Annotated in this window: 17 protein-coding genes; 1 reads left to right on the forward strand and 16 read right to left on the reverse strand. The window is 37.6% G+C overall.

All coding sequences use genetic code 11. The features are described 5' to 3' along the window. Nucleotides 1-18 precede the first annotated feature (18 nt). From BMSHG_RS03050 to BMSHG_RS03095, 10 genes are all read right to left on the reverse strand, one after another. The gene (locus BMSHG_RS03050; protein WP_034658504.1) at nucleotides 19-687 is read right to left on the reverse strand and encodes a potassium channel family protein; all 669 of its coding nucleotides are present in this window, start codon (nucleotides 685-687) and stop codon (nucleotides 19-21) included. Nucleotides 688-780: 93 nt separating this feature from the next. Then, nucleotides 781-1,671: a DUF4349 domain-containing protein gene (locus BMSHG_RS03055; protein WP_019152963.1), complete on the reverse strand. Its 891-nt coding sequence runs from the start codon at nucleotides 1,669-1,671 to the stop codon at nucleotides 781-783. Nucleotides 1,672-1,767: 96 nt separating this feature from the next. Beyond that, nucleotides 1,768-3,594: an ABC transporter ATP-binding protein gene (locus tag BMSHG_RS03060; protein WP_019152964.1), complete on the reverse strand. Its 1,827-nt coding sequence runs from the start codon at nucleotides 3,592-3,594 to the stop codon at nucleotides 1,768-1,770. 10 nt (nucleotides 3,595-3,604) lie between these two features. After that, nucleotides 3,605-5,359, reverse strand: coding sequence for an ABC transporter ATP-binding protein (locus tag BMSHG_RS03065; protein ID WP_019152965.1), 1,755 nt, complete (start codon nucleotides 5,357-5,359; stop codon nucleotides 3,605-3,607). A 602-nt stretch (nucleotides 5,360-5,961) separates the two neighbouring features. Continuing rightward, complete coding sequence (locus BMSHG_RS03070) at nucleotides 5,962-7,077, reverse strand: N-acetyldiaminopimelate deacetylase (protein ID WP_019152966.1); 1,116 nt, start codon at nucleotides 7,075-7,077, stop codon at nucleotides 5,962-5,964. Nucleotides 7,078-7,140: 63 nt separating this feature from the next. Continuing rightward, nucleotides 7,141-7,854 (reverse strand): 2,3,4,5-tetrahydropyridine-2,6-dicarboxylate N-acetyltransferase, encoded by a 714-nt coding sequence (gene dapD, locus BMSHG_RS03075; RefSeq protein ID WP_019152967.1) that lies wholly within the window; start codon nucleotides 7,852-7,854, stop codon nucleotides 7,141-7,143. Between the two features lie 88 nt (nucleotides 7,855-7,942). Further along, nucleotides 7,943-8,836 (reverse strand): LysR family transcriptional regulator, encoded by an 894-nt coding sequence (locus BMSHG_RS03080; RefSeq protein ID WP_019152968.1) that lies wholly within the window; start codon nucleotides 8,834-8,836, stop codon nucleotides 7,943-7,945. Between the two features lie 24 nt (nucleotides 8,837-8,860). Continuing rightward, nucleotides 8,861-10,378: an MDR family MFS transporter gene (locus BMSHG_RS03085; protein WP_019152969.1), complete on the reverse strand. Its 1,518-nt coding sequence runs from the start codon at nucleotides 10,376-10,378 to the stop codon at nucleotides 8,861-8,863. Nucleotides 10,379-10,467: 89 nt separating this feature from the next. Further along, on the reverse strand, nucleotides 10,468-10,911 hold the full coding sequence (gene cbpB / locus BMSHG_RS03090; RefSeq protein WP_019152970.1) for a cyclic-di-AMP-binding protein CbpB: 444 nt from the start codon (nucleotides 10,909-10,911) through the stop codon (nucleotides 10,468-10,470). 326 nt (nucleotides 10,912-11,237) lie between these two features. Then, the gene (locus BMSHG_RS03095) at nucleotides 11,238-11,474 is read right to left on the reverse strand and encodes a YkuJ family protein (protein WP_019152971.1); all 237 of its coding nucleotides are present in this window, start codon (nucleotides 11,472-11,474) and stop codon (nucleotides 11,238-11,240) included. Between the two features lie 196 nt (nucleotides 11,475-11,670). Here BMSHG_RS03095 and BMSHG_RS03100 point away from each other — a divergent pair, with 196 nt between their 5' ends. Beyond that, a complete protein-coding gene (locus BMSHG_RS03100) occupies nucleotides 11,671-12,624 on the forward strand; it encodes an MBL fold metallo-hydrolase (RefSeq protein WP_019152972.1) in 954 nt (317 codons plus the stop codon). Nucleotides 12,625-12,701: 77 nt separating this feature from the next. Here BMSHG_RS03100 and BMSHG_RS03105 read toward each other — a convergent pair whose 3' ends face one another. The 6 genes from BMSHG_RS03105 to meaB all read right to left on the reverse strand — a co-directional run bounded on the left by BMSHG_RS03105 (nucleotide 12,702) and on the right by meaB (nucleotide 19,001). Further along, a complete protein-coding gene (locus BMSHG_RS03105) occupies nucleotides 12,702-13,505 on the reverse strand; it encodes an ABC transporter substrate-binding protein (RefSeq protein WP_019152973.1) in 804 nt (267 codons plus the stop codon). 98 nt (nucleotides 13,506-13,603) lie between these two features. Continuing rightward, nucleotides 13,604-14,344, reverse strand: a complete 741-nt coding sequence (gene fabG, locus BMSHG_RS03110) for a 3-oxoacyl-ACP reductase FabG (RefSeq protein WP_019152974.1) — start codon at nucleotides 14,342-14,344, stop codon at nucleotides 13,604-13,606. A 40-nt stretch (nucleotides 14,345-14,384) separates the two neighbouring features. Beyond that, the gene (locus tag BMSHG_RS03115; RefSeq protein WP_019152975.1) at nucleotides 14,385-15,776 is read right to left on the reverse strand and encodes a phenylacetate--CoA ligase family protein; all 1,392 of its coding nucleotides are present in this window, start codon (nucleotides 15,774-15,776) and stop codon (nucleotides 14,385-14,387) included. A gap of 90 nt (nucleotides 15,777-15,866) precedes the next feature. Beyond that, a complete protein-coding gene (locus BMSHG_RS03120) occupies nucleotides 15,867-16,259 on the reverse strand; it encodes a cobalamin B12-binding domain-containing protein (RefSeq protein WP_019152976.1) in 393 nt (130 codons plus the stop codon). Nucleotides 16,260-16,335: 76 nt separating this feature from the next. After that, nucleotides 16,336-18,045, reverse strand: coding sequence for an acyl-CoA mutase large subunit family protein (locus BMSHG_RS03125; RefSeq protein WP_019152977.1), 1,710 nt, complete (start codon nucleotides 18,043-18,045; stop codon nucleotides 16,336-16,338). Nucleotides 18,046-18,047: 2 nt separating this feature from the next. Then, nucleotides 18,048-19,001 carry a methylmalonyl Co-A mutase-associated GTPase MeaB gene (meaB, locus tag BMSHG_RS03130; RefSeq protein ID WP_019152978.1) on the reverse strand — a complete coding sequence of 318 codons (954 nt, stop codon included), beginning with the start codon at nucleotides 18,999-19,001 and terminating at the stop codon, nucleotides 18,048-18,050. Between the last annotated feature and the right edge of the window lie 12 nt (nucleotides 19,002-19,013).

The raw sequence follows: 19,013 nt of genomic DNA on the forward strand, positions 1-19,013 counted from the left end.
CATGCTTGTTTTTTTGTATTAATCAGTCATGACTTTTTTTTCAAATCGATTAATATCTGAGTCGGCTCCAATCACAATTAAAATGTCATTTTGTAAAATAACCTCATTCGCTTGTGGCGAAACATTGATTTCATTGCCTCGTTTTATCGCTACTATGTTTATGCCGTATTTGGCTCGAATATCGAGTTCCAAGATCGTGTGGCCAATGACCGTTCCACCAGCGACAATCTCAACGATACTATGCTCATCAGAAAGCTCTAAATAGTCTAATACACTGTTTGAAACCATTTTATGGGCAATTCTTTTCCCCATATCTCTTTCTGGATGGACAACAGTATCGGCTCCTATCTTTAAGAGAACCTTTTCATGATAATCATTTTGCGCTTTCACAGTTATATGTTTAACGCCAAGCTCTTTTAGAATTAAAGTAGTCAAAATGCTTGCCTGTATATCATCACCGATCGCAACAATGACATGATCAAAATTCCGAATCCCTAACCCCTTAAGGACGGATTCATCAGTTGTATCACCCATGACTGCATGTGAAGCAATCATCGAAAATTCATTGACCCGATCTTCTTTTGTGTCAATCGCCATGACTTCCATTCCTTGTTCTGCAAGTTCACGTACGATACTACCTCCAAAACGCCCTAAACCTATAACGGCAAATTCCTTTTTCACTTTCATTCCCCCGATGAAAAAAGTACATGTTTTTCTAACCAAAAAGTATGTCCTCATTGTAGCACACAATAAGAAAAAGAACATACTCGAATTTGGAACCTACTCTTGATTAGAGCTATTTCTATTTTTCATCCTTTTTCTTAAAAAAATGAAAATAGGTAGAGCAATAAGGCCTACAATTATGAACACAGGGGTATTTCCAACCACAAACACAAATAAGCCAGATATAAAGGAAAGCAAATAATGAAGACTTGTAGCAAATTGCTGTTTCGTTTTTTCCCAAGTATTTAAATTTTGCTTGTCAAGATTCGGCACCACGATTTTATTTTCACTCATCGAAATCGTCACTGTCGCTAAGGAGCTTTGATTTTCTAAATAATTCATTCTCCCTAAAAGTTGTTCAATTTCTTCTTGGGTTTTTGCTAAATCATTGGAGAGCTTCAATAAATCCTCTGTGTTATTCGCTTTTTCCATAAATTCTAGAAGTCTTGCCTCCACAGTACGTTTAGATTTTAATCTCGATTCTAAATCTACATACTGTTCTGTAACATCTTCTCCATTCACGGTTCGATCATAAATCTTCACGGCCATACCTTCAGCTTCAGTCAAAAAGTCTTGATAGCGATCATTTGGAATTCTTACAGTGATGGTTCCACTGTACACTTCTTCCTCTTCACGATATGTTGAAGACTCGACCACATAGCCGCCATATTGATTCGTTTTTAACTCTATTGCTTCCAATGAAGATTGAAAATCCTCGACCTCAAGTCTCAAATCAGCTTTATAAATAACCATTCGATTCGCTGATTCTATCGGAGTTTCTTCTTTCGGCTCTGTTGCATTCGATAAAGAAACGTCCATCTCTTCCGTTTTCTCCTCCAGCGCCGCTCCACTCTCGGTATCCATTGCCTGTTCTTGCGATTCAGAACCTGCACTACAAGCACTTAATAAAAGCAAAAGCAACATACCTAATCCTATTTTTTTCAACATGTTATTGCCCCCTTTTATTGCTAAGACGAGAATTCCCCTAAAAGGTTACAACTTGGAAGCAAAGTAAAAAGCACCACCATAAAGTAGTGCTTTCATTTATACCGCATTCAGCATATTAAATTGTGACTTAATAAGTTGATAATACTCTCCTTGAACATCCATTAATTGTTGATGATTTCCTTGTTCGACAATTTCACCATGATCCAGGACAATAATATTATCAGCTTCGCGAATGGTAGAGAGTCTGTGAGCGATAATCACAGCCGTTCTTCCCTTTAACAATGTCTTTAGAGCTGTTTGAATTTTTACTTCTGTTTCAGTATCGATACTTGCAGTAGCTTCATCTAGAATAATAATTCTTGGGTCAGCAAGCAATGCTCGTGCGAAAGATATGAGTTGGCGCTGCCCAACAGAGAGCACATTTCCTCTTTCCTCTACTTCAGTGTCATAGCCATTCGGTAAATTTTCGATGAAAGAATGTGCACCAACAGCTTCTGCCGCCTTTTGAACTTCTTCATCGGTTGCGAAAGGATTCCCAAAACGAATATTATCAGCAATCGTTCCAGAGAAGATAAACGTTTCCTGGAGGACTACACTAATTTGTTCACGTAAATCCTTTAAAGAAATATCCTTTAAATCATTGCCATCTAATAGAACTTGACCACTCGTTGGATCATAGAATCGACTAATTAAGTTTGCAATTGTTGTTTTGCCTGAACCGGTATGCCCAACTAACGCAACCGTTTGACCAGCCTTCATTTCCAAATTTACACTTTTAAGGGCTGTTCTTTTTTCATCATAAGAAAAAACAACATCTTTGAACTGGATATGCCCTTTTACTTCATCCAAGCGAACCGCTTCTCTTTTTTCAGACACAATAGGTTGCTCATCCAAAAATTCGAAAATACGCTCTGATGATGCCATCCCCATTAATAATTGATTATATACTTGCCCAAGTCTTGAGATCGGCTCCCAGAACATCCCTAAATAAAAGGCGAAAGAGACAAAGATTCCGATAGTCATTGTATCATTTTGGATTAAGCTTGCTCCAAACCAAATTAATACGGCTGTTCCAACGGCATTAGTAAGTTCTACTAATGGTCTAAACATGGCATTTTTTTGCGAAGCGACGCGCCAGCTTTCAAAGGTTTCTGTATTGACTCCATCAAAAAAGCCCATATTCTCTTTCTCTTGTGTAAAGGCCTGTGTAACACGGATTCCTTGAATACTTTCGTTTAGGTGTGAGTTTAACTTTGATTGGAATAGCCTTACCGTTTGCCAAGATCGGCGTATATTTCTTCGAAGACTAGTCGAAATAAAGAACATGATTGGCAATATCACCATTACGGCCAACGTTAACTCTGGACTTAAACTAAATAATATAGCAAAAATACCTATCAAGAGGATAACATCCATCATTAAGTTGATGACCCCGTTCGTAAACAATTCCTGTAACGAATTAATATCATTCATAATTCTAACGAGAATTGACCCAGCAGACCGTTGATCAAAGAAACGATGGGAGAGATTTTGAACATGTGTAAATAAGTGCTTTCTCAAATCATAAATGACACTTTGACCTAAATGGTTCATCCACTTAATTCGTAAAAAATTGGCGACATAGGAAAGCGTGAATAAACTTGCGATGATAATGATTAACACAGTTAATAAATCCGTATCTTTTTCAACGATGGCCTTATCAAGAACATAAACTCCGATTAAAATCGGGATGATTAAGCGAACGGCCGTTGTAATTAACACCATTAATATAGATAACGGTAGTAATTTTTTTCGATATGGCTTCATATAGCTAAAAAGTCTGAGCATTTGCTTCCAGTTGAACGGTTTTTCAATCACTTGATCCGTTGAATAATGGAATCTTTTCAATACATTTTCATGAATCGAACGTTTATCATTTTTCATGTTATCCCCCCTAACCAATTTGCATTTTCATGATCTGTTCTTTATCTTGATATTGAATGTCATATATCCGCTGATAAGGACCTTCATTTTTCAATAGGTCTTCATGTGTCCCACGCTCTGCGATTTTCCCATTTTCAAGGACGAGTATTTCATCTGCGTGCTTCAATGATGAAATTCGATGAGCAATAATAAAAGTGGTTCTTCCTTTCATCACCTCTTTCAACGCTTTCTGAATCTTAAATTCCGTTTCCATATCGACGGCACTTGTGGCATCATCGAGAATTAAAATACTTGGATCGACGCAAATAGAACGAGCAATGGCAATTCTTTGCTTTTGTCCACCTGAGAGCCCCATCCCTCTTTCACCGAGCATCGTGTCATAGCCGTCAGGTAACTCCATTATAAATTCATGTGCTTGTGCTCTTTTCGCAGCATCGATGATCTCATCCATCGTAGCCTCGGGTCTCCCGTACGAAATATTCGCTTTAATCGATGATGAAAATAAAAACGATTCTTGTAAAACAAAGCCAATATTGCTTCTTATTGATTGCAATGAATACTTGTTCACGTTAAGGCCGTCAATTAAAACTTCCCCACGAACCGGTTCATAAAATCTCGTCATTAACTGGGTTAAACTTGTTTTCCCCGAACCTGTTGAACCGATCAATCCTACAACTTTTCCTGGATGAGCATGGAAAGAGATATTATAAAGGGCATCCTTATCATCTTCTCCATACCGAAGCGTAACATCTTGGAAAAGAACATCCCCCTTAAGCTTCTCTGTCACGATCGATTCATCAATATCTGTAATTTCATTCTCTGCTTCTAAAATTTCTAATAATCTCTCACCTGAAGCTTTTGATTGTGAAAATAGATTGATCACAAACCCAAGGTTCATGATCGGCCACATAATATAGCCTACCAAACTATAAAAAGCAACGAGCTCTCCTGGACGAAGACTTCCTTCGATAACGAGATAGCCCCCGAAAGAAAGTAAGAATACAACACTTAAATTTCCTAAGTATTCCATTAACGGAAAGTATTTTGCCCATATAGCTGAAGTAAACAGATATTTATCTTTATAATCCCCATTTGATGTATTAAATTTATCAATGACATGTTCTTCGCGAGATAATGACTTTACCGTGTTAATTCCACTTATGTTTTCTTGCACATTTGTATTAAGCTTTCCGAACGACTTCCGAATTGCTCGGAATGCTGGATGGACAGAACGCTCAAATTTAAACACGACAACTACTAAAAACGGTAAAGTGATTAATGTGACGACTGTAAGTGCAGGAGAATAATAGAACATAACCGCAAAGGTAGACAAAACAAGAATCATTAATCGTAAAAGTTCAGAGAATCCAAAGGAAAGAAAAAATCGAAATCCTTCCACATCTGAGGTTAATCTAGACATCAAGTCCCCTGTTTTTGCATTATCATAGTAACGAAAAGGCAAGTATTGTAGCTTTTCATACAAAGCGTTTCTTAATTTGTAAACAGAAGTAATTCCAAATAAGTCCCCTGTATATTGATGAACGTAAGTACCTAAGCCTTTTATGATCATAATTCCAATAAATCCAAACGCTAAATATGGAATCCATTCACTTTTTCCACCAAGAACCACTTCATCAATGGTCACTTGAAGAATAATTGGGTAAACAACTGTAATACCGGTAATTAAGAACATAAACACAATTGACCAAATGAAATACCTTTTGTAAGGCCAATAAAAATCCTTTAATTTCTTAAAAGTTTCCAAATAAAATTCCCCCATTCTCTTTCCATTTTGAACATGCCAACTATTTATATCTCTTTATATCTTCTGGCATGTCAGAAAACGAATCTAGATGTTCTGAAAAATAGATGAACGTATTTACAAATATAACGGAAATCGAAATAATTTACCACTATTTTTTCGAATTATTTTCCTTTTTAAAAATTTCTAATTTGTGTATTCATTAGTACATCCAAAATGAAGAACAAAGCTCCTACAAAATGAAGGAAGCTTCCGGTTTGTCTTATTCGATCCAACCATCTCTCACCCTTAAGCGGAATTTTTCCTGTTATCTCCTCGATGGAGTCCCTTTTAGGAGAAATAACGGAAGATTTTCCGCTTATGGAGAGCAAAATCGTTTGTTTTGGCATTTTTTGAAGGAATAGCAGGAATTTTTCCTGTTATTTTGGCTCTTTTTCATGATGCTTGCTCATTAAACGGAATTTCTCCTGTTATTTTTTCATGCCGATACGCCAACAGTTTATACGAACACGTTATCCGCAAGTCGAGGGAATTTATAAATTCCTAATGAATAAAAAAAGAACTAGGTATTTATCACCTAGTCCTTGAGCGAGTCATAATGAATTCTAATTGCCTTTGTATTGAATATACTTTGAAATCATCGAAATTGCGACTTCAATCGCCGCTTCATTCGGGTTTAATTTTGCGTGATGTAAACCGTATTCAGAATCTACTCCAAGCCAAAACATGAATCCTGGAATTTCCTTAAGCATGTACCCAAAATCCTCACCTGTCATCGCCTTATCACATTCTATAACATTGACATCTGTTCTTTGAGTAACAAAGTTCATAAACTCTCTCGTTAATTTCTCTTCATTATATACTTGATGGTACATACTTCCGAAGTCAATGGCGGTTTCGCATTCATAACCTACTTCAATTCCTTTTACCATCGATTGAATTCTCTTTTTTACTTTTTCCATCGATTGTACAGAAAGCGTTCGAATCGTTCCCTCAATTCTGGCTTTTTCGGCAATAATGTTTTGTACCGTACCACCGCTAATTTTTCCAATCGTCACGACTGCACTATCAAGCGGATCTACATTTCTCGCCACGATTGATTGGAGTTGGGTTACTAAAGAACAAGCTGCGACGACCATATCGTTTGTATCGTGTGGATAAGCGGCATGACCGCCCTTCCCTTTTAAATCGATAAAGAGCTCTGATGTATTGGCAAATAACAAGCCTTCCTTGACGGCAATCGAACCAACTGGATATTCTGGAGCAATATGAAGCGCAAGAATCTGATCCGGTTTCCATTCTTTCATGATATCAGACTGAAGCATTGGTTCTGCGCCTCCCGGTCCCTCTTCAGCAGGCTGAAAAATGAACAACAGATTATCAGCGATTGCGTGATGAGTAAAATGAGTGACTAATCCTAAAGCAATACTCATATGAAAATCATGTCCACAAGCATGCATTTGCTCTCGGTGTTCAGAGAGAAAAGGCAACCCTGTTTCTTCCACAATGGGAAGCCCATCCATGTCAGCTCGATAACCTATCGTCTTCCTTGGATTCAAGCCTTCAATTTTGACAAAAATACCTGTTTTCCATGTTCTGATTTGTACTCGTTCCTGTGGCAACGACCGTAAATACTCAAGGAGATAACTTTGTGTTTTATATTCCTGAAATCCCAATTCAGGAATTTTATGTAAATCCCTTCTTATTTGAACAAAAGACATTATAACCTCTCTCCTTTATAAAAAAAGTGCGGATATCCATCCACACTTCTTCTGCCCTTTATATTAAAGATTACGTAAAGCTTGCATGATTTCTGTTTTTGAAAGGGTTTTTTCGTCAATCTCTTTAATCACACGTGCTGGTACGCCTGCAACCAACGTATTTGCTGGAACGTCCTCAATCACAATTGCTCCTGCTGCAACGCGAGCACCTTTTCCAACTGTTACTCCTTCAAGGACGACAACGTTAGCACCAATTAAGACATCATCCTCAACCACAACAGGCTTTGCAGAAGGCGGCTCAATCACACCAGCTAAGACAGAACCTGCTCCAATATGACAGTTCTTTCCTACTGTTGCTCTTCCACCTAGTACGACATTCATATCAATCATCGTACCTTCACCAATAACAGCACCAATGTTAATCGAAGCGCCCATCATAATAACAGCATTTTCACCAATTTCGACTTGGTCTCGAATAACTGCACCTGGCTCAATTCTTGCTTTAATATTTTTCATATCTAGTAATGGAATCGCTGAGTTTCTGCGGTCATTTTCCACTACATAGTCTTCAATTTTCGCTTGATTTTCTTCGATTACTGGCCCGATTTCACTCCATTCCCCAAATACTGTTCCCGTATTTCCAGAAATGAATGATTTTGAACTAGGTCCAAAATCAATTCCAGATAAATCTCCTTTTATGTAAACCTTTACTGGTGTTGATTTTTTACTATTGGCAATAAACGAAATAATTTCGTTTGCATCCATCATTTTGCTCATCCTAAGTACCTCCAATAATTCGATTATGTACACTATGAATTTTACTTTAGCAAATGAAAAAGGACAAGACAAGCATTAACTATTTTCTCTATTTTCCATGATTAGTATCTTCCACAACATGCTCCTTAATCAAGTCAACAAAAGCTTGTACTTGCTTTAATTTGAATGCAGATTCGTAGCCAATTAATGAAGTGTCCCTTTTTAATGGCTCACCACTTTCATCAAGGAGGGGAATTTTAAAAATATCTTGTTCTCCACCATTAAGGGTGATCGCCGGTAAAATCGCATAGCCGATTCCATTAAAAGCCATTTGTTTACATGTCTCAATTTGATCCACAACAATGGTTCGTTTTGGCATTGTTTGATATTGGCGATGCCACCAATCTTGGATTTCTTGATAATAATTGGAGTCACTTTTAAATTGGATAAAAGGGCGCTCTGTTTTCATTACATCCTCAGTTGAGGTTATTTCTTTATCAACTAAATACAAGTGATCCTCGAACAAGGGGATTTTAATCCCTTTCCAGTCAGGAGTACCGCGAACGATGCCGATATGCACATGATCTTCATACATCGATCGCAGAATCTCACTACTCCAGCCAGTTACCAAAGAAACTTTTGCATGAGGGTAGCGCTCAACGAATTTTTTTAGCACTTTAGGAAGCCAATTCTGACTAACAATATTCGCTACAGCAATCTTTAAAGTACCATACACTTCTGAATTCATGGCACTTATCGATTCTTTCACCTTTTCCTCTTTTTCCAGCACCTCATTCACAAACTTAATAACCATTTCTCCCGCTGGAGTTAAAGTTAGACCTTTTTGTGAGCGAATAAAAAGCTTCGTTCCCCATTCTGCTTCTATTGTTTGCAACCTCTGGCTAAGCGCAGGTTGGGAAACAAATAATCGCTCAGACGCTTTTCGCATATTCATTTCAGCAGCTAACACGGAGAGAAGATGAAATGCTGATAATGTAGACATAGAATCACCTTCTTCATTTAGTCTTTAATTGGATCTTTTCCTCTCCTTTTTTGGTAGAAAAAGAATGAGTGCAAAACTAATGACAGCAAAAATAAGGACTGTAATATATACCGTATGAATGGAGAATGTTAATCCTTCCTGTAGCACTTCTTTTACGCCTGGAGACAATGCATTTCTTTGTTCTTCATTTAATAATATATTGGCAGCGTCGATCGTTAGATCTTCAGAGACTGCTTCACCTTGCTTCTTTATATATGAAAGTAGCTGACTATTAAGGATTCCTCCTAAAAGAGCAGCTCCTATCGTATTTCCTAAATTTCGCATAAACATATTCGCTGCTGTCGCAACACCACGTTGTTCCCAGCCAACTGTACTTTGGATGGAAACAATAAAAGAAGTCGTTGTCATCCCCATTCCCACTCCGACAAAAAAGGAAGCCACTGCAGCCCAGACCGGTCCCATTTCTGGAGATAAGAAAACAAACATGATACCACCGATCATTAAAGATACGCCGCCTATAATCGCCGTGATTCTAAATCCAATTTTCAAGAGAAGATTCCCTGCCACTGTCGCCGCAATCGGCCAACCAATCGACATCGTAGTCAATGTGAAGCCTGCCACAATCGGTGGTTGTTCCATCACTCCTTGAACAAACGCCGGGAGAAAGCTCGAAATCCCTATTAACATGACTCCTGTTGTAAGTGATGTCATATTCGCTATAAAAATGGAACGTTCTTTCCAAATCGAAAATGGCATCATTGGTTCTGATACACGCTTCTCTTGAAACACAAAGAGCGGAAAAGCGATTAAGGTAATAACGATTAGGCTCAATACTTGTGGTGAATTCCATGCCCAATGGGTTCCACCCTCAACTAACAGAATCATAAAAGCCGAAATTGCGATCGTTAAAAGAATAGCACCTTGATAATCAATTTGATGCTTTTTCTTTTCCACTTTTTCATGTAAAAACATGCTAATACCGATAATCGCTAATATTCCTAAAGGTACGTTAATCCAAAAAACATACTGCCAACTCACATATTGGACTAGGATTCCACCTATTGCTGGACCTAAAACGGCCGATATTCCCCATACACTAGATAAATAACCTTGAATTTTTGCCCTTTCTTCCATTGTATAAATATCACCAACAATTGTACTGGCGATTGGCATTACCGCTCCAGCACCAAAGCCCTGAACAAAACGGTAGATAATCAGCATGGTCATTGATTCTGCAAATCCACAAAGAATCGAACCAATTAGAAAAATGACGATACCTATAATTAAAATCGGCTTACGCCCATATAAATCCGATAACTTTCCATAAATTAACACGGTTACAGCATTCATTAATAAATACGAAGAAAAAATCCAGCTATAGCGTGTGAATCCACCTAAATCTCCTACAATTGCGGGCATAGCTGTTGCCACAATCGTTGCTTCAATCGCTGCCATAAACATCGCTAACATAACAGCAGCTAACACCATTGGTTTCTTCGTTTGTTTCTTCATCATTTTTTGACTATGTATTGCGTCTACCATATAACACCTCAAATACAAAATTGAGCCCCCTAAATATTAGGAGGCTATACACTAAAAACATATTATGTGCTTAACTGAAATCCATTTCATTACATTGATTTGGCAGAAGTCAACTGATTTAGTTGGATCAAAACAGATCTTCTCGTTAAGATTCCTTCAAATATTCCTTCAATACTTTCAACACAAAGAAAGGGATGATCGATTAACAACGATAAACATGATTTGATGTCCGAATCAATTTGGATCCGTGGAATTTCTCGATTCATCACTTCTTCAACACGTTGTTTCTCTAATTGTTCAAATTCAATTCGCTCAAGCCCAAGTATCGAGTCCATAATTAATGGAGTACTAATCAGTCCCTGCAATTTATATTGTGGGTCTAAAACCGGTATTGCCGAATATCCGCTTTTTGTTAGAACTAACAGTGCATGTTCTAGACTATTTTTCACTTGAACATGTGCCACCCGCTCAGAAGGGATCATCAAATCTTTAATGTTAATCTCCAAAAACTCTCCACTGTGAAGATCTATCATAGTCGAAAACTCCCCATTAATGTTTTCATTCTATTTTATTCTATCACAGTTTCTCAGGCGATGCTTCATTTGAACATCCTAGATCATCCTAAAATGTTAAAATTTTCAGTTACCCTTTACTCGTATGGATATTTCTCACTTCATACTGACATTGCGGACACTTATAAATCACATTTTGATTCGACTGTGCTGTTAAAACATGATCCATCTCAGCAATGTATGAGCATTTTGGACATTTCACAGTTGGCAACATACCCCATCGCTCCAATCCATTTATTTAGTACGTGAATCTTATTCGATGAGCAAATGTCTTAATCAGTATACAATTATTGAATTAAATCAAAGATTTCAATTGTGATCATATCAATATTGTCAAATTGATAACGTTTCGGCTTTTCCTTTTCGTTATATACCTCTAGTTCAAACGTTTCCGTTTTAGGATGGTATGTAACCTGACATTTTCTTTCTCCATTAACCTCAAAAAAGCGTTGTGCAGATTCTCCAGTGCCCCCTTGTTCTTGAAGACTCTTTAAACGGGTGATAATACCTTGTAACTGTGACATATTCCCTCTCCTTTCACAAACAAAACCATGTATGATATGCAATACGCTTTATACTTAGGTTTCTCTTTTGACATGTTTCTATCCATATGTAATAATTTCAGAAAATTCAAGTTATTAACTTTACATGCCAATATTAACAGCATAAAATAAGAGATAGGTTTGTACAAGAAAAAGCTCTGAAATGGAGGAATTTTTTTTGAAAAACGTCGAAAAATTACTTGAAAGCCTTTACTTAATTGATGGCTATGATCTTAATATGAAGGAAAGAACAGGAACATACGTGTTGACGGAGCAAGAATTGACCATTATCGATACAAGTGCTAGCCCATCTGTTCCATATATTATGGATGGAATTAAAGAATTAGGCTACTCTCCTAACGATATAAAATACATCATTGTTACCCATATTCACCTAGATCATGCCGGTGGTGCAGGCCTCCTTTTGCAACAATGTCCTAATGCAAAAGTCGTTGTTCATCCAAAAGGGAAAAGGCATTTGGCAGACCCATCAAAGTTAATTGCTGGAGCAAAAGTAGTCTACGGAGATAAATTTAAACAACTATTTGATCCGATCATTCCAATTCCTGAGGAAAAATTACTAACAATGAATAACGAAGACATTTTAACAATTGGCGAGGAATGTTCACTAACCTTTTATGATACACCAGGTCATGCAAACCACCACTTTAGCATTTATCACCCAAAGCTAAATGGAATGTTTACAGGCGATACAACTGGTATATTTTATCAAGACCTTTTTAAAGAAGGGCTAGAGTTTTATCTTCCATCTACAACCCCTTCAAATTTTGACCCTGTAAAAATGAAGCAATCCATTCGTTTTTATCGTTCTAAGAACTTAAATTATATCTTTTTTGGTCACTATGGCATGTCACGGAACCCAGAAGAGGTTTATCGTCAAGTAACTACTTGGATTGATCCTTTTGTCGATGTTGCGATGTCAGCTTACGAACAAGAGATTTCTGTTAATGAAATGATTAATTTAACGACAGAAGGGCTTTTGGATCTGATTTCACGATATCTAGATAAATTGACTATTCCGAAAAACCACAAAATATATCAGATTCTGAAATTGGACAGCGAAGTATGTGCCATGGGATTAATCGATTACGTAAGTAAAATGAAGAAGTAAAAACATTTGCAGAAATCACTTTAGGAGATTCCAAATTTCTAACAATTTAGAATCTCCATTTACTTCGTTTTTTTTCATTAAAATAACTGATCACGCTTTATAATTTTCGTAATGAATGTCCTAAAATATTCCGCCGCCACTTTCATTTTAGCCCCATACCAAAACATTTCTCCATCGACTATCATTGGGGGCACATTTGGTATAAATTCTTGAAATTCCTTTTTGTGTTTCTCTTTAAAATGGAAGGGCTCGGTTGCTAAGAAAATATAGTCTAGCTGACTTTCCTGCAATTCCTCCTTCGTAACGGAAGGATACCTATTTTTCGAAGTTGAAAAAGGATTTTCAAAGCCCATTGCTTCCATTACCGAATTTATATAAGTATTGCTCCCCACTACCATATATGGGTTTCTCCAAATGACATATGCAGCTCTTTTCCCATTCACCTTTGGGATTGTATTAAATTCATTTTTAATCGCATTGATTAAGTTCTTAGCATTGGACTCGAAGTTGGTTATATTCCCCATATCTTCAATCATTCGATAGGAATCTTGAATCGATTGAACTTCAGCCACAAATACAGGGTAGCTTCTAGCTAATAACGCTACCATTTCCTTTGTGTTTTCTTCTTTTTCAGCTATGATAACATCTGGATTTAAGCTTTTTACAATTTCAATGTCTATATCTTTTGTGCCTCCAACAATGGTAGCATGTGCAACTTTATCTTCTGGAAAAATACAATAACGTGTTCTCCCCACGATCTCTTTCTCCAAGCCAAGTTCATACAGTGTTTCCGTAATTCCAGGACATATCGAAACAATTCTTTGAGGAGGGAAATGGTACCCAACCTTTCTTCCTAGATGGTCTTCCATTTTTTTGAGCATATTCACACCCTCTTTCCTTATATAAAGCCTCTTTTACATTTACGAAAACAACGCAGGTAAAAAAAGCGACATCCAATCATATCGCTTTTTTTATATAATTATACGACTAATCCACCGTCGACACTTAAAATCGTCCCATTTACATAATTTGCTTCCTCTGATGCTAAAAATAAGTAGGCATTGGCAATATCTTCAGGTTTTCCTAGTTTTCTTAATGGCGTTTTCTCCTCCATCATTTTGAGTATTTTTTCCGGAACTTTCGCTGTCATATCGGTAACGATAAACCCTGGAGCAACCGCATTCACTCGTATTCCTTTCGGTCCTAACTCTTTCGCCCAGCTTTTTGTTAAGCCTATAACCCCAGCCTTTGTCGCTGCATAATTCGTTTGACCAACGTTTCCATAAAGACCGACGACAGAAGAAGCATTCAAAATGACACCTGAGCCTTGTTCTAACATGATCGGGAGTACTGATTTCGTACATTTATACACGCCTGTAAGGTTGACATCTAACACTTTCTCCCAAGACGAATCCTCCATTTTGACAAGGAGACCATCAATTGTAATACCGGCATTATTAATTAAAATATCAATTTTTCCAAATCTCTGAAGCGTTGACTCTATCATTTTCTTAACTTGCTCACTTTCTGAAACATTGGCTTGAAAAAAGAGAATATCCTCGCTAATTTCAGATAGCTCAGTGGCAGCTTTTACGCCAGCCTCTTCATTAACATCTGTGATAACGACCTTAGCCCCCTCCTTTAAAAAGAGACTCGCCGTAACTTTCCCTATTCCATTGGCACCGCCTGTAATTAAAGCAACTTTATTTTTTAATTTCATCATTTCTCCTCCAAACAACTGTTTCTTGAATCATACCGGATTAACTTTTAAAATCTCTTTTATCAATAACCCGTTTTGCTTTGAACTGAGTTCTTTCTAAACTTCCTACTGGTAAAAGTTCAATGTTGATGGATACACCCGTTTCTCTTTTTAACTCTTTTCGTAGATGAGCGATGAGCTCTTGTTCATCTCGTATTCCTAATGTTTCACATTGAACGAGTACTTCATCCATAATCTGGTCACGGGTCACAATCATGACAAACTCTTCACCAAGTCCATCTGTTCTTCTAATCACATTCTCTATTAAACTAGCATAAACATTTACTCCTCGAACGGTTACCATATCATCAATTCGACCATAAATTCCCTTTGGCAAACGTGGGTAAGTGCGTCCACATGGACATGGTTCATCTGTCCATGTTGTTAAATCACCAGACCAATAACGAATCACCGGCTGGGAAGTCCTTTCAAGTGGTGTATACACAGGTACTCCTTCTCCGCCATATGGAACCATTTTTTTGGAGTATTGATCAACTACTTCTGTATACACAACATCTTGCCACAAATGTACTCCTGTTCGATGTTCACATTCTGTATTACTCATCCACGGTGTTACCTCAGCCATCGTACCCGAGTCTATACAAATTCCCCCGAATGTTTCCTCTATTTTTTTCTTCGTTGAAGGAACTCCAGCACCTGGCTCCCCTGAAAAGAATAGAATTCGAAATCCAAACTCTTTTGGATCAACACCAACTTCTCTCGCCTTTTCCGCTAAGTAGAGGGCATATGATGGTGTGCCATAGAAGACTGTAGGTTTTAGCTCCTTTAGCCAGGATACAGCCTTTTCTGTTTGCCCGCTCTGACCTGCTCCAAATGGAAAAGTCTTTGCTCCAAGTCTTTCTGCCCCAATTAGCGCTCCCCAACTCCCTATATATAAGCTTAACGGAGAAGCAATAAAGACTAAGTCACTTGGTCTCATCCCAAAGCTCCACATAATGCGTGCATGTTGATGAGCAATTCGCTCCCAGTCATCCTTACCGAAGGAAAAAACAGTTGGTTTGCCCGTTGTTCCTGAAGTTCCTTGGATGCGATGAACATCAGAATAGGGAATACACACATTCGAGCCAAAAGGTGGATATTGTAATAGGTCTTCACGTAATTCTTGTTTTGTAGTAAATGGTACTTGCTCAAAATCCTTCAAGGATTTAATGTCATTAGGATGGAGCCCAGCTTTCCCCCATTTTCTTTGATAAAACCCTGAATGTTCATAAGCATATTCCATTACATTTTTGAGCTTGAAAAATATTAAATCATTTAATTCCTCACGTGGTGCTGTTTCAATCTCTTTATACCAATATTTTTCATTTGAATCAGGGATATAATTCAAATCATATTTAGGCGGCCATTGCTTTAATAGTTTTGTCTTTAACATATTTATCTCCTTTCTTATAATTCACCTCTGAATCTAGTCTTATTTGATTCTTTGGAATAGGCACACGGTATCATGCCTATTCCATGCGGTTTACCCTATTTTTTTCCCTACATGCTCACGAATAAATGAAGCGATTGATTCCACCTTGGTCTCCGGCCCAAATACTTCAGCAATTCCGGATTCTTTTAGCAAAGGTATATCATCTTCTGGAATAACACCGCCCATGATAACAAGTGATTCTACTCCTTTTTCTCTGGCAATTTTGACCACTTTTGGCCCCAATGTTAGATGATTTCCGCCCAGAGTGCTTAATCCAATAACATCAGCCCCTTCTTGAATTGCCGCTTCTACAATTTGTTCTGGAAACTGATTTCCTAAATAAACGACTTCCATCCCTTCATCCCTTAACATTCTAGAGACGACAAGTGCACCACGCCAATGGATATCTAAACCTAACTTCGCCATAACCACTTTAACTTGCATGCTAATCCCTCCAATTTTTATAAATTAATGAAGCAAATCAATTTGATAGTTGACCTCTGTACATTTTGAAATCGACTCACGCTAATGGAAATTGCCATAATCCAAATTCTTCTCTAAAAACTTCTTCTATTTCACCTAATGTTGCATATTCCAAAACAGCATCCTTTATATAAGGCATTAAATTCACATCTTGATGACACATTTCTCGAATCACATTTAATTTTTCTTCAACTTTTTTGGCATCTCTTTTCTGACGAAGTCTCTCTAATTTCTCCTTTTGCTTCGCTTCCGCTGTTTCTGGATATCGAAATACTTCTACCTTTTGTCCGGCGTGGTCTTCACTCGGAAAATAGTTTAAGCCCACAATTTTACGAGTACCATTTTCAATCTCTTTCTGTGTTTGGTAAGCAAAATCTGCAATCTCTCGATGTAGCCAACCAGAATCAACACAAGCAACCAAACCGCCTCTTGATTCAATTTCAGAAATGTAATCACGGATTCTCTGCGCCATTTCCTTTGTTAGATACTCAACAAAATAGGAACCAGCTAATGGGTCAACTGTGTTGACGACATTTGTTTCTGTTTGAATAATTTGCTGTGTTCTAATGGAAATTAAGGCCGATTCTTCTGTTGGTGCAGAATAAGCTTCATCATAAGAATCAACGTGTAAGGACTGTGCCCCGCCAAGTACAGCTGCTAAGCCTTGAATGGCAGAACGTGCGATATTATTAAGTGGCTCTACTTTGGTTAACGTAATACCTGCCGTTTGGACATGGAATCTCATTAACTGAGATTTCATTTCTTCTGCATGAAAACGCTCCTTCATAATTTCTTGGTAAACAACTCGGGATGCTCGACATTTTGCAATTTCTTCAAAAAAGTCATTATATAGATTCCAGAAGAAAGAAAGTCGCTTGGCAAAATCATCAATTTTATTTCCTCTTCTTATTAATTCTTCCGATGTTGCAATTGCGTTTGCTAACGCACATGCTACTTCTGCAACAGCATCCGTCCCTGCTTCACGAAGATTGTAGCCATTATAACTGACTGGATTCCATCGCGGTAAATTTTTACTAGCGAATTCAATGGCATCACATTGTAGTCGGAAAGATGCTTTAGGCGGTAAGACTTCTAAGGAACTTCCAATTGCTGTTTCCATTAAAAAGTCATTTTGATTTGTTCCAGATAATTTTTCGAAAGGAATTCCTTTTTTCTCTGCCATTGCTGCAAACATCGCCATGATAACAACCGTGGTACTCGGAAGATGGGTAACGATATTACTTGAAATTTCATCAATTGGGATCCCATCATAAAGCGCTTCAATATCTTCTAAGGAATCAATGGCAACTCCTGCAGCTCCTACATGCCCCTCTGCTTCTGGATCATCCGAATCATAACCACGAATTGTTGGAAGATCCAAAACGACGCTCGTTCCAGTTGCACCATTTTTCAAGAGAAATTTAAATCTATCATTGGTGTCTTCAGGTGTTCCATATCCTGCAATTTGACGAACGGTAAATAATCTCCCTCTGTACATATTTGGATATACTCCACGGACATAAGGGGCTTCCCCTGATAAGCCAATATCTTTCATATAATCAATATCTTTCATGTCATCAGGAGTATAGAGAAGATTTACAGGAATTCCTGAGTCTGAGAAATATTCGCCATCCCCTGTTTTTCCTTTTACCGTTTCCTTCTTCCAGCGCTCTTTTTGTGCCTCAATCTCTTTTACGACTTCTTGATTAAATAGCTTTGTTTCCTGGTTTACGTTAGCTTTAGTCATCTTTACATCCCTCCGTGTTTTTCAATTAATTGGCCAACAATATAGGCTGATAGCGTATAAGGATCTAGCTTTCCATCTTTAACCTGTTGCCTTTTTATCTGTAAATCTTGTTTTCCACTAATATATTTTTCTACTTCTCTTTCAAGTGTTTGAATAATTAAATGATTAAATTTAGTGAGATTTTGATTTTTTCGCTTTTCATTCCAAATATTCGAACTTTTTATATAATCTTTATGCTTCTGAATCTGCTCGATTAATTCTGTAATTCCTTCATTATTAGTGGCAACCGTTTTTAATATAGGTTGTTCCCAGTTATCTTGCATTTTTTCTCTAACCATCAATTTTAAATCTCGTGCACTTTCATCTGCGCCAGGACGATCTGCTTGATTGACTACATAAATATCAGCGATTTCCATAATCCCTGCCTTCAGAGTTTGCAGTGAATCTCCTAATCCTGGAACATTAACCAGAACGACTGTATCTGCAATTTCTAGAACATCAAATTCTATTTGGCCAACTCCAACTGTTTCAATGATAATAAGTTCCTTTCCATATGCATCAAGCACATGAACAATATCTGCCGTTGTCGGAGCCAGACCTCCTAAATTTCCTCTAGTCGCTAAACTTTTGATAAATACATTTGATAGACCTGATAGTTCCTGCATCCTTGTTCGGTCCCCTAAAAGGGCACCTTTCGTAAAAGGGCTGGTCGGATCAACGGCCACAATACCTATTTCTAATCCTGACGTTGCTAATGTTTTACACAGTTTATTAACTAAAGTGCTTTTTCCTGAACCAGGTGGCCCTGTAATGCCAACAATATGGGCATTCCCTTTCCGTGAAGAGCTTTCCTTTAGAATTTCAATGCTTGTAGGAGTTTGATTTTCAACTTCTTTCAATAATTTACCTAACATGACATCACTTTTCTTTTCAAAATAAGACGCCGCTTGTTTCACTTCATCTAGCAC

The organism is Robertmurraya massiliosenegalensis JC6, from assembly GCF_000311725.1.
In the GTDB taxonomy this organism is placed as follows: Bacteria; Bacillota; Bacilli; order Bacillales; family Cytobacillaceae; genus Robertmurraya; species Robertmurraya massiliosenegalensis.